This is a genomic window from Sediminibacterium sp. FW305-C-269 (genome assembly GCF_058231045.1).
Genome location: NZ_JBIQXQ010000002.1, coordinates 471,329 through 484,284, shown reverse-complemented (window position 1 = coordinate 484,284; position 12,956 = coordinate 471,329). Strand labels below are relative to the sequence as shown.

10 protein-coding genes are annotated in these 12,956 nt (G+C 46.0%); 4 read left to right on the top strand and 6 right to left on the bottom strand.

The genetic code is table 11. The features are described 5' to 3' along the window. Window positions 1-15 precede the first annotated feature (15 nt). Together ACH3Y6_RS07430 and ACH3Y6_RS07425 are read left to right on the top strand one after the other, a co-directional pair. On the top strand, window positions 16-1,008 hold the full coding sequence (locus tag ACH3Y6_RS07430; protein WP_490834963.1) for a DUF8428 domain-containing protein: 993 nt from the start codon (window positions 16-18) through the stop codon (window positions 1,006-1,008). Between the two features lie 176 nt (window positions 1,009-1,184). Next, window positions 1,185-2,360 (top strand): sensor histidine kinase, encoded by a 1,176-nt coding sequence (locus tag ACH3Y6_RS07425; protein ID WP_490834962.1) that lies wholly within the window; start codon window positions 1,185-1,187, stop codon window positions 2,358-2,360. On the opposite strand, the gene ACH3Y6_RS07420 is transcribed toward ACH3Y6_RS07425, so the two are convergent. The 3 genes from ACH3Y6_RS07420 to glgB form a co-directional block, all read right to left on the bottom strand. Further along, window positions 2,326-2,631, bottom strand: coding sequence for a hypothetical protein (locus tag ACH3Y6_RS07420; RefSeq protein ID WP_490834961.1), 306 nt, complete (start codon window positions 2,629-2,631; stop codon window positions 2,326-2,328). The two genes, ACH3Y6_RS07425 and ACH3Y6_RS07420, sit on opposite strands and share 35 nt — an antisense overlap. Before the next feature lie 266 nt (window positions 2,632-2,897). Continuing rightward, window positions 2,898-3,560, bottom strand: a complete 663-nt coding sequence (locus ACH3Y6_RS07415; protein WP_490834960.1) for a GIN domain-containing protein — start codon at window positions 3,558-3,560, stop codon at window positions 2,898-2,900. A gap of 97 nt (window positions 3,561-3,657) precedes the next feature. Continuing rightward, the gene (gene glgB / locus ACH3Y6_RS07410) at window positions 3,658-5,700 is read right to left on the bottom strand and encodes a 1,4-alpha-glucan branching protein GlgB (protein WP_490834959.1); all 2,043 of its coding nucleotides are present in this window, start codon (window positions 5,698-5,700) and stop codon (window positions 3,658-3,660) included. A gap of 121 nt (window positions 5,701-5,821) precedes the next feature. On the opposite strand from glgB, the gene ACH3Y6_RS07405 reads away from it, so the two are divergent. Together ACH3Y6_RS07405 and ACH3Y6_RS07400 are read left to right on the top strand one after the other, a co-directional pair. Continuing rightward, on the top strand, window positions 5,822-8,593 hold the full coding sequence (locus tag ACH3Y6_RS07405) for an outer membrane beta-barrel protein (RefSeq protein ID WP_490834958.1): 2,772 nt from the start codon (window positions 5,822-5,824) through the stop codon (window positions 8,591-8,593). Window position 8,594: 1 nt separating this feature from the next. Then, a complete protein-coding gene (locus ACH3Y6_RS07400; RefSeq protein WP_490834957.1) occupies window positions 8,595-9,338 on the top strand; it encodes a GLPGLI family protein in 744 nt (247 codons plus the stop codon). A 67-nt stretch (window positions 9,339-9,405) separates the two neighbouring features. On the opposite strand, the gene ACH3Y6_RS07395 is transcribed toward ACH3Y6_RS07400, so the two are convergent. From ACH3Y6_RS07395 to ACH3Y6_RS07385, 3 genes are read right to left on the bottom strand one after another with little or no spacing between them, the layout of a single operon-like run. Further along, window positions 9,406-9,600, bottom strand: coding sequence for a cold-shock protein (locus tag ACH3Y6_RS07395; protein WP_490834956.1), 195 nt, complete (start codon window positions 9,598-9,600; stop codon window positions 9,406-9,408). Window positions 9,601-9,611: 11 nt separating this feature from the next. Then, a complete protein-coding gene (locus tag ACH3Y6_RS07390) occupies window positions 9,612-11,459 on the bottom strand; it encodes a glycoside hydrolase family 13 protein (protein WP_490834955.1) in 1,848 nt (615 codons plus the stop codon). A 2-nt stretch (window positions 11,460-11,461) separates the two neighbouring features. After that, on the bottom strand, window positions 11,462-12,796 hold the full coding sequence (locus ACH3Y6_RS07385; RefSeq protein WP_490834954.1) for an MFS transporter: 1,335 nt from the start codon (window positions 12,794-12,796) through the stop codon (window positions 11,462-11,464). Between the last annotated feature and the right edge of the window lie 160 nt (window positions 12,797-12,956).

Here is a 12,956-nt window from a genome sequence, read left to right as displayed (position 1 = left end):
TAAAAAACCTGACACATGAGTTACTCAGCCTCCCCTAATGATGCATCCGGATCGCAGTTTCCGCAGCAGAAAGACAACCGTAAACTAATTTACGGAATTCTGATAGCGGCACTCATAGGCACATGGGGCTATATCATTTACGATAAGAGCCAGACACGTGAGACCGTGACCCTGCTGGAGACCCGCATCCTGAATGTAGACAGCGCCCGAAACGCGATACAGCAGGAATTCCTGACCGTATCGGCCAAAGCGGATTCCCTGACACAGAACAATATCCAGCTGCAGGGCGACCTGGCCGATAAAAATGCAGCTATCCAGAAACTGAAATCCAATATCGGCAGCATCCTGAAAAAGAAGAATGCTTCTGATGCGGAACTGGCCGAAGCCAAGCAAATGATCGGCGAGCTGAACGGCAAGATTGACGGCCTGTTCGCCGAGATCGATAAATTAAAGGGGGAAAACCAGCAGTTGACTTCCGCTAACCAGCAACTGGCCACAGAAAAGTCTCAGTTGACTGCTGATAAACAAAGTCTGGAGCAAAACCTGAGCACCACCAAAACTGAGAAAAAACAACTGGAAGACAAAGTAGATGTGGCCTCTACCCTGCATGCATCCTCTATTGGTGTTGCCGCCATCAAAGTGAGCAGCAGTGGTAAAGAAAAAGAAACCAGTACCGCCAAACGGGCTAACATGATCCGCGTGGCTTTCATGCTGGATGAGAACCGTATCACCCCCTCCGGCACCAAAGACATCTACGTGATCGTGACCGGTCCGGATGGTAAAGTAGTGGGTGAAGGTGGCACTTTCAATACCCGCGAAGAAGGCAGCAAAGCTTTCTCTAGTAAAGTAAGCGTTAATTACGAGCAGGGTAAATCTACACCAGTAAGTTTCAACTGTGGACAGAACGAAAAATACAAAGAGGGCAATTATACCATTGAGATCTACAACAACGGTTTCAAAATTGGCCAGGGTGTAAAGACCCTGAAAAAAGGAGGACTGTTCAGCTAATTTCTTTTTACATTTTATTAAAAAGGCAGCTACAAAATAGTAGCTGCCTTTTTTTATGTAAGCCTTGCCAGATTGAAGTAAGGGAAAGAAATGGGATAATCCTGTAAATTTACCCAACGGCAGAAAGACAACAAATATTCATTCATTCATCCACTCATTCACTCATTATCTTCCCCATGACCCCTCAATGGCTGAACTGGAAAATAGTCCTCACTTTTATCGCCATTGTACTGGTGAGCGGCACCATTTTTTATTCACAGTATGTTTCTGGTAAAATTGCAGCGGAGGAAAGAAAGAATGTAGCAGTATGGGTAGAGGCGCAACGTACGATTCTGAGCTCTTCAGACAGTGCCAGTATTAACCTGGCAACGCGGATCTCCACCGAAAACACCAATATACCGATCATTGAAACCAATGAAAAGGACAGCATCACGGGGAACCATAGTAACCTTGACAGCCAACTGGTACAATCCGATCCCGGTTATCTGAAACACAAGCTGGCGGAATTCAAACGTTACAATAATAAGCCCATCACCATCGTGCTTACGGAAAACCCCTATACTGCCAACCGGTATTATTATGGTGAGAGTAAATTGCTGAAGGAAGTGCAACTGTACCCGCTGATACAGCTGATCATTGTGGCACTTTTTATCACCATTGCATTGGTTGCTTTGCAAACCTCTTATAAAAGCGAACAGAACCAGTTATGGGCTTCCATGGCCAAAGAAACCGCACACCAACTGGGAACACCGGTATCCAGTTTACAGGGGTGGCTGGAGATCCTAAAAGAGCGGGAAGCCAACCAAGACATTGTTCCGGAGATAGCCAAAGATATCAACCGCCTGTTACTGATCACCGACCGTTTTGGCAAAATAGGCAGTGAACCTCAGCTGGAGAAAGGCAAGCCCGCAGATCAGATACACCATATGATGGAGTATATGAAAAAGAGAACCGGAGGACAGGTGAATTTTATATTTGACGATACTTCTATCAGGCATACGGAAACACTGTTATCGCCTCCCCTGTTCGACTGGGTACTGGAGAACCTGATCAAAAATGCCCTGGATGCCATAGAGGGCAACGGAACCATCCGGATCAATGCAGAAAGCAACGAAAAATACTTGTTGATCGATGTGACAGATACCGGCAAGGGGATATCAAAAAACAATATCGCGGAGGTTTTCAAACCTGGTTTCACCACCAAGAAAAGAGGATGGGGTATCGGCCTTTCGCTCAGCAAAAGGATTATTGAGCAGTATCACAAAGGTAAACTCTTTGTGAAATGGAGCGAACCCGGAGCAGGCAGTACTTTCCGGATCATTCTGCCTCTTCAAAAGCAACAGGCGGTGTAGCCATAGCCATCAATCCAAAATAACTCATGGCAGTCTGCCATTGTTGAATGGATTGTGGTGTGGCCGTCTCCACATACAGATTGGCCTCGCCACAAAGGCTCAGCAACTCTGATTCTGCATCGGCGATCTCAGCATTGTCGTCTGATTCACCAATACAGCGGAAACAACTGTACATCCTTGATAATTTTTCATCAGACAAATGATCAAAAGCGTGCTGTTGTATCAATTGCCCTGCTGCATTCACCAGTAATTCATACGAACTCGTTTTCATAGCTGATGTTTTATATATGTAAAGTTCCTATATGGACACCAAAATCAGTGTTAACGCGCATTACGGAAATGTTAACGGGACAAGAAGGTGCATAACATGTGAATAGCGAATCCTTACAGAATGCTGAACAGATGAACAAGGAACAGATGACTGTTGAATGCAATAGGGGGTATTTACAGTATCACGGTTTAACTGAACAGATGAATCTGCCTGACGGCAGACAGGTATTGAATGAGTTTTTAAGTTTCAGTAACCAGACAATACAGTTAGTTCTGCCGTTTTACGGAGCCGCCACTGTTGACATTGATATCGCGGATCAATCCTTCGCCTTTAAATCGAACAAATCCACCACTATTGGCTTTTGCCGAGATCTCTTTGTTGACGGTGATCTGCACACCGGCGCCACTGCTTGCTTCCGCTTTACAGAAATCCGTAATCAGAGGATACCCCCTGAACTGCGCACCGCTGTTGCCATCAACATCCAGCTTGCCAACCTTACCACTGAGTGTGATGGATCCACCACTACTCAAACGGGCAGACAAAGCCTGAAGATTCAGGTCACTCCCATTGACGGAGCCGCCGCTGCTGGCTTTGAGTGCATCCAAGTTTACATAGGATACATATACTTTCACGTGCCAGTTCTTCCACTTGTTCCAGAATTTCCAATCATCGCTGGTACGGGATATTTTAAGCACCCCATTCTCAACAATGGTCCTGACTTGGTCCATATATTCCTGGTTACCCACACTAACGGCAAGTTCTTCCTTATCTCCCTTGCTGATCACCACTTCAATACCTGAAGAGGTCTCAATGGCATGAAATGCGCCTACAGATCTTTTCTGGGCATGATCATCATAAACTACTTTCTGCGCGCTCACTGAAGCAAATGCCATCAGCAGCATCAAGAGGGCGATTCCTATTTTTTTCATAGCTGTTTTTTGGGTGTAACGGTTAACTGTCTGTAAAGTTACCATTGCCCGAAAAAAAATGGATCCCGTTCATCCCATTCCTATGCAGATACACTTTTTATTTGAGTACAATAGCTCCCAGCGCGGGCAGGTTTATCCTGATCCGGTAACATTTTGACGGTTTATCTACCAGTTCCGACCAGATCCCGGGATTGAACACATCCCCTGTACCCCAGAATTCTTTGCTGTCGCTATTGAAGATCTCGGTCCACTTGCCCTTTCCGTGTACATAAATCTCCCAGTCCTGTCGTACCACGGGTGTCACATTCAGGATAACCAGCACATTATCTTTTTCTTTTTTCCCCTTACGCATATATACCAGTACCGATTCGCTCCGATGGTTCAGGTCTATCCATTCAAAACCACCGGTTTCAAACTGTTTTTCATAGAGTGCGGGTTCTGACCGGTAGAGTTCGTTCAGTTTCTGCACACAGTATTTCATGCCGCCATGACTCACGTGCTGCAACAATTCCCATTGCAGTTCACTTTTATAATTCCATTCGTTGGTGGCGCCAAATTCATCTCCCATGAACAGCAGTTTGGCACCCGGATGGGTAAACATATAGGTGTATAGTATCCTGAGGTTCGCAAATTTCTGCCATTCATCGCCCGGCATTTTGTAGAGCATGGGACTTTTTCCGTGAACCACTTCATCGTGACTGAGCGGCAGCATAAAGTTCTCATCGTAGAAATACATCATACTGAAGGAGAATTTATCCTGGTGAAACTGGCGGAACAGGGGGTCCATCTTAAAATAATCCAGGGTATCATGCATCCAGCCCATCATCCATTTCATACCAAAACCCAGGCCACCTTCAAAAGTAGGTTTGCTGATCTTGGGCCAGTCCGTAGCTTCTTCGGCGATGGTCTGTATATCCGGGAAATCGCGGTACAGGGTCTCGTTCAGGTCTTTGATGAAAGCGATCGCTTCCAGGTTTCCGTTACCGCCAAATTCATTGGGCTCCCACTGGCTGTCGCTACGGCTATAATCCAGTCGCAGCATGGAACTCACCGCATCTACCCGTAACCCATCGGCATGGAACCGGTCGCACCAGAAACGGGCACTGCTGATGAGGAAGGATTTCACCTCACCCCTTTTATAATTGAAGATATAAGAGTTCCAGTCGGGATGATACCCTTTGCGCATATCCGCATACTCATAGGTATGTGTTCCATCGAACATGAATAAGCCATGCGCATCATATGGAAAATGAGAGGGTACCCAATCCAGTATGACCCCTATTCCTGCCTGGTGAAAAGCATCCACCATGGCAGCATACTCCTGCGGCGATCCGAAGCGGGATGTGGGGGCAAAATAACCGGTACCCTGGTATCCCCAGCTTCCATCGAAGGGGTGCTCCATCACTGGCATGAACTCCACATGCGTAAATCCCATTTCTTTCACATAGGGCACCAGCCGCTCCGTGATCTGCGCATAACTGTTGTACACTTCTTCATTGTGCTTGTCGGGACGCATCCAGCTGGCCAGGTGCACCTCATATACTGAATAAGGAGCGGAAAGTGAATTGTGTTTCTTACGCGTCTTCATCCAGATGGTATCCTGCCAATCATAATCGGTCTGCCAGGTAATGGAAGCCGTATAAGGACGTTTTTCCCAGAAATTGGCAAAGGGATCACCTTTGTCGAGCTTGACACCCTGGTACCCATGAATATGATATTTGTACGCCTCGCCGGTACCCACCCCCGGAATAAAACCTTCCCAGATGCCAGAGTTATCCATCCGAACTTTCAGGGGATGCGACTCCTTGTTCCAGTTATTAAAATGCCCAACTACCGAAACAAAAGTGGCATTGGGTGCCCATACGGCAAAATAAGTACCCCATTCATCCAACACCTGCAGTTGCTTATTACCGAAAAGCTGGTACAGCCGATAATGGGTTCCCTGCTGAAAGTTGCGGACATCCTCATCCGTAAACAGGGAATAATTCCAGACAGTCTGCCGCTTATCCACGAAATGTATCTCTTCATATTTTTTCGACACGGCCTTTACAACCTTTGTCTTATTCTTATCTCCTGTATCTGTCTTTTTCTTGGTGCTGGATGCTGACATATCTGGCGCGGCTTTGGTTTTTGCTGGCATAATACAGTGATTATCAAATAATATATTTTTTTAACATTAGTTTACAACTAAAGAATTAGTTAACAAAGGATAAATATGGATTTTGTGCAGAAATGCATCCCATACCCAACACTGCTAACCGATGAGAAAACTACTGACCCTGTTCATCCTGCTCGCGGGCATGGCAACCGCTACCCCAGCGCTTGCCCAATCCAGCTCCCTTAAAGGTACCATAACGGATACCCTTAACAAACAAAATCTTTCCAACGCCGTTATTTCCGTTTTGCGTGCCAAAGACTCTGTGCTGGTTAAATTTACGAGAACCGGGGCAACGGGCCATTTTGAGTTGAAGAATCTTGGAACAGGCAATTATATCTTAATGGTAACCTATCCCAGTTATGCCGATTATGTGGAGAAGATCAGCGTGGAGGCAGGCAAGGACCGCGATTTGGGCAAACTTCCTCTTATTACCAGGGCCAACCTGCTACAGGAAGTGATCGTACGGCAGCGGGTAGGCGCGATACGGGTAAAAGGAGATACAACCGAATACAAGGCCGACAGCTTTCATGTAAGTGCCAATGCAGACGTACAGGAATTGTTACGCAAAATGCCAGGCATACAGGTGAACAGTAAGGGGGAAATTACTGCACAGGGCGAAAAAGTGGAGAAAGTACTGGTGGATGGTGAAGAGTTTTTCAGTGATGACCCCGCAGTGGTCACTAAGAACCTGCGCGCCGATGCGGTTGACAAGGTACAGGCATTCGATAAAAAAAGCGACCAGGCCACGTTCACCGGTATCGATGACGGACAAAAAATCAAAACCCTGAACATTCAACTGAAGGAAGATAAAAAGAAAGGTTATTTTGGAAAAGTGGAAGCTGGTACTGACTTTGACAAATACCGTTATGGCAAAATACTGGCCAATGCTTTCAAAGGCAAAAGAAAGATCTCGGGATATCTCACCACAGACAATACCAAATTTGAATCACTGAACTGGAACGAGAACCAGAACTATGGCGGAAACACGAATATGAATACAGAAATCACTGATGATGGTGGTATCATGATGTGGTCTAATGGCGATGAATTCAGTTATGGAAGGGGATTCCCTACTTCCACCACCGGCGGGCTTCATTTCAGTAACAAATGGAATAAGGATAAACACAACAGCAACAACACTTACCAATATAATAACCTGGATGTGACCAGCATCACCACCAGTAAAACACAAAACATTCTACCGGATACCAGTTTTACCAATAGCACATCGCAGAACCAGGTGGGTTCTCGCAATAGGCATAAATTAACAAGTGTATACGAGTGGCAGATCGATTCGTCCAGTTCGCTAAAGATCATCGCCAGACCTTCTATCGTAAAAAGCAACAACCTCACACGCTACCTTGGGCAATCCATCAGCGAGGATGGCAAAGTGATCAATGCCAGCGACAGGACCACTACCAGCACTGATGAGAACAAAACGCTCAACGGAAATATTTTCTGGCGCAAAAAATTCAAAAAAGCAGGACGCACCGTTTCCTGGAACACAGATCTGAACTTCAATGACCGCGCAGAGAACACTTTCCTGATGGCTGCCAACAGCTTTTACGATGCCAACGGCACCCTGGTAAAGCTCGACAATATTGACCAGCTGAAAGTGAACAAACAGAACAGTTCCAGCATCAATTCACTGCTCACGTACACGGAGCCCTTATGGAAGAACACCTTCCTGGTCCTGAACTACCGCCTTAATCTGAACCGGAACGATGCAGAACGAAATACACTCAGCAAAAACGGCACAGGTAAATATGAAAATTTTGTAGATACCCTGAGTAATCATTTTATCTACAATACCACCGGTCACCAGGGGGGCTTCAACATCCGCTACAATGTGAAGAAGTTCAACTTCGCTGTTGGTACGGGTTATGGTACTTCCATCTATCACCTGACCGATATCCGGAAAAACACGGATCGTGACGTAACTTTCAATAACCTGGTTCCTTCCGTTTCGCTGAACTATACGCCCAAACAGCAAAAAAGTATCCGTTTCAACTATAACGGAAGTACCCGGAATCCGACCCTGCAGCAAATACAGCCGATCCTCGACAATATTGATCCGCTAAACATCACCATCGGTAACCCGAACCTGAAACAGGCTTTCAACCATAATTTCAATTTCCGGGCATCGGATTACAAAGTATTGAAGAGCAGAAGTATGTCGTTCAACATGAACTATTCGTTCACAGACAATGCTATTTCCAACGCTTCCACCATCGATCAGTATGGCAGACGGGTGAACCAGGCCATCAATGTATCGGGCACTTATAATTTCAATGCATCAGTTGGTTACGGATTTGATATCATACCATCCCTGAATTTTGGCGTGAACGTGGGTCCCAGCAAGAACAGGTACATCAACATGATCAATGGTTTTCGGAACGAGACAGAAAATAACAATATCAACTTCAGTATTTATTCCGGTTACTGGGGTGATAAGTGGATCAATTTCTGGCTGAACCTGAGCGCCAATCATGTAAGTTCCAGGTCCTCCATCAGGCCCGATGTGGTTACCCAATACTGGACTTACAGCAGCTATTCCAATATCCAGCTTAAATTCAAAAAACAAAAGTTGTATGTTGATATGAACCTGGAAGCCAATATCTACCAGAAAACGGCCGCTTTTGCCAACCAGCAGAACATGTATAATTTCAGTCCTTCCATACGGAAGGTCATTTCCAAGGATGATAAATGGGAAGCCAAATTATACGTGAATGACCTGTTTAACCAGAACAGGGGTATTAACCGGAGTGCCACCAGCAACTTTATCTCTGAAACTACCAACCAGACCATCCAGCGTTATTTCCTGTTGTCACTTATTTATAACTTCAGTAAAAATGGTAAACCTACCGGCTTCTGATATGAAAAAGATAGTACTCATTGCCTGTTTGGGCTGCATGCTCAGCGCTTCCGCCCAAACACAGTTCATTACCAAAGGACGGATTGAATTTGAAAAAAAGATCAACCAGCACAAGAGTGTGGAAGAACAGGCCGAGAACAGCAGCTGGATGCAAACGATCCTGAAAGCGTATCCTAAGATCGTTACAGATATGTATGAGCTTCGTTTCGATAGCAACAGGTCGCATTACAAACTCACCAAAGAGAACAATGAAAACAAGTACCTGATGTGGGGCAGCAAACCCACAGAAACGGATGGCGTGATACAGTACCTTGACAACAGAACCGTTTCTACCCAGCGGGAGGTTTTTGAAAACACCTATGTGATCAAAGACAGCCTGCGTAACCTGGAGTGGCGCATTACAGATGAAACCAGGCAGATCGCAGGTTTTGAGTGTAGAAAAGCAGTGACAAAAATTTGCGATTCTGTATACGTGGTTGCTTTTTATACCGATCAGATCCCTGTAAGTGCCGGACCTGAAAGTTTTGGCGGTTTACCCGGTATGATACTTGGACTGGCCGTACCCCGTTTATATACCACCTGGTTTGCTACCAAAGTGGAATTGATTGACCCCACACCTGCCCAGCTGAATCCTGTGCAGAAGGGAAAAAAAGTAAACTGGGAGCAACTGTATGCAGAACTGAAGAAGGGATTCAAAGACTGGGGGAAGGAAGCAGATAAAAGATTATGGATCGTTTCCTTATGACATAAGGCAGTATTGCAATAAAAAGGGTGTACCGTAGTACACCCTTTTTTTATAACACTTTATCCGATCAGTTGGACTTGGTTACGTTCACTGCCATGGGGCCTTTTTTACCCTCTTCCACTTCGAACTGTACTTTATCGTTCTCGCGAACTTTTTCTTTCAGTCCGGTGGCGTGAACAAAATATTCTTTTGCTTCATCGTCTGCCTTGATAAATCCGAAGCCCTTGGCTTCGTTAAAAAACTTTACTGTTCCTGTTTGCATGGGTGATGGTTTTATTTAAGTAGTTCTAATATAGTGATTTTTTTTGCCGGTACAGAAAAACTATCTGATAAAATGGCACCGGTCACCACATCTCTGCCCCTGTTAAAACCATGGGTCCTTTCTGCATAATCGGCCAGGTTCAATTTCTTCTCCGTATCGCCGGTATTCATGATACACATAACGGTTTGCCCTGCATCATAGCGGAAGTACACATACAGGCCGTCTTGCGGAAGGTATTGCATGAACTTGCCTGTTCGCAGGGCTGAGGATCCTTTTCGAAAATTGGCCAGTGTCCGGACGTATTGCTGTACTTCTTTTTCAGTATCGGTAAGACCCTCACCGGTGAATGCGTTCTTACGGTCTCCCTTCCAGCCACCCGGAAAATCAAGACGAACCCAGCCATCCGGATTAGCGATCCCTTTCATGAGCACTTCTGTACCATAATACAGCTGGGGAATCCCCCTGCAGGTCAATAACCAGCCTAGACCCATCTTCATTTTGGACACGTCCTCATTCACGGTACTGAAAAACCGGGTCATGTCATGGTTATCCAGGAAGATCACATTACGCGACGGATCTGTATAGATAAGGTCATTGCTTAACGTATTGTATAATTTATTCACACCTTCCGTCCAGCCGAATTTTTCGTTCAGCGCGGGTTGGATGCCATAGAACAGAGACTGGAAATCCACTACCCCCTGCAGGTTACTCTTGAATGGAACTGTGAGCCGGTTCTCTGCAAAATAGGCCTGGTTGATAACCCCATGTACCCAAACTTCACCGAAGAGAGTCATATTGGGATACTCATCAGTAAGGGCTTTGTTACAGCGGTTCATGAAAGCAAGGTCGTTGTAGAGATAGGTGTCTATACGCCATCCATCCACCCCGAATTCTTCCACGCACCAGATCGCATGTTGTATCAGGAAATTGGCAACATAGGGATTCTGCTGGTTCAGATCAGGCATTTCGCGCGTGAACCATCCGTCGGCAGTTTTCTTTGCATCCGACCTGGCGCCATATGGGTCGAACAGTGGCTGGTCCTTATAACTGGTCTGTGTAAAAGATGGCCACTGATGCAACCAGTCTTTGGCAGGAGGATCTTTCACAAAAAAATGATAACTGCCCACATGGTTGTATACGGCATCCTGTATCAGTTTCATGCCACGCTGGTGCAGCGCCTCACTTAATTTCTTGTAAGCGGCTTCCCCGCCCAAACGGGGTTCAATTTTGTAATGATCCGTAAATGCATAGCCGTGCTCTGTGCGGTCAGGCATATCGTTCTGCAGCACCGGGGTCATCCACAAAGCGGTCACTCCCAACTGCTGCAGGTAATCCAGATGATCGATCACTCCCTGCAGATCACCTCCATGGCGGTGAAAGATCGAATCACGGTTCAGGCTCTGATCCCGTAATCCTGCTATCCGATCATTAGAAGGGTCGCCGTTACTGAACCGATCCGGCATCAGGAAATAGATAAAATCCGCTGAGGTTACTCCCTGTGCAAATGTTTTACCCTTCCCCTCTCTTCTACCTTTCAAGGGCCATGTAACGCTATGTGTTTGGTTACCTGCGATAAATTCAATAGACACATTACCTGGCTTTGCCGAAGGCGCCACAGCCAGGTCCAGAGAAAGGTATCTACCATTTTCAAACGGATGCACTCCGGTAAGCGTAACACCCGGATATTGTATGCGGACTTTCTCTTTATTAAATCCTTCATGGGTTCCGCGAACCAAAACCTGGACTTTGTTCCATTTCATTCCTGTATACCAATTAGTGGGGTATAATTCCGCATATTGCGAGAACGATACCACCGACATGGCCAGCATAACAGACAAGACCCATATACCCTTTTTCATAATTATGTGTTTGTTTTGTTTTCTTTTACGATCACCGCACAGACAATGGCGGCGAGGCATAACAAAGCACCACCGATCTGAACAGCCAGCAACCTGTCGTTATGCAATACCGTTTCCATGATCTTGCCAAAGAAAAGAGAAGCGATAATCTCAGGCAATACAATGAAGAAATTAAATATCCCCATATAAATCCCGATCTTATTTTCGGGTAAACAACCTGCCAGCATGGAATATGGCATAGAGAGGATTGATGCCCAGGCAATTCCCACCAGCCCCATTGCCACATATAACATAACGGGCTGATGAATATAGTTCACAGAAATCAAGCCGATACCTCCCAACAACAAACAGGCGGTATGCGTATATTTTTTCCCAAGTTTACCGACCCAAAAAGGCAGCGTAAACGAAAAAGCGAAAGTAACCAGGTTCAATATGGCCGATGTGGTATTGGCATATTCCAGTCCCCGGGTATATACATCACTGTTGGTCTGCGGATCGCCACCAAAGATATCTGCGGCCACTCCTGTACTGTAATAGAACCACATGAGGAACAATCCCGGCCAGGTCAGGAAATTCACCAGGGCCAGTCGTTTCATCTGATCCGGCATGTGTATCATGGATGACAATATCTCTTTCAGCCCACCACCAATACCTTTCCCCGATGCCTGCATTTTTTCCTTCCAGTCCGCATCTGCGGGGGGGTATTCCTTACTTCTGAACACCGTATACAACACAGAAACCAGGAACACGGCACCACCAATATAAAATGAGAGTACAATGTTTTCCGGGATCGAGCCACTGGTCTTATCTCTCGAAACTCCGAACCATTCTACCAGCTTCTGTGGCAGGTAACCGGCCACAAAAGAAGCCAGTCCAATAAACATACTCTGCATCGCAAAACCATAGGATCGCTGTTTCTCATCCAGGTTATCTGCCACAAAGGCCCGGAAGGGTTCCATACTGATGTTGATGCAGGAGTCCAGTATCCACAATACGCCGGCAGCCATCCAGATGGCTGATGCATTAGGCATGACAAACAAAGCCAGTGAACTTAAAATGGCTCCGATCAGGAAATAAGGCCTGCGTCTTCCCAGCCTGGGATGCCAGGTACGATCACTCAGGTAACCGATGATCGGCTGCACAATCAATCCCGTCATGGGAGCCGCCAGCCAAAGGCCAGGTATCTGTTCAGGAGAAGCACCAAGATATTCATAGATGGCACTCATATTCCCCATCTGCAGGCTCCAGCCGAACTGGATACCAAAAAAACCAAAACACATGTTCCATATCTGCCAGAATCCCAGACGGGGTTTGGCAGCGGTGTAGGCTGTTGACATAGCAATCGTTTAGTGGTATTATGTAAGAATTACACGTAATCTAAAATACAATAAAAAACATCCCGTAGGATGTTTTCCTGTGATGTGAATGGTGAGTAGTCAGTGGTGAGTTGCAAAAGGCATAGCGCCTATACTCACTACTCACCACTGACCACTCACG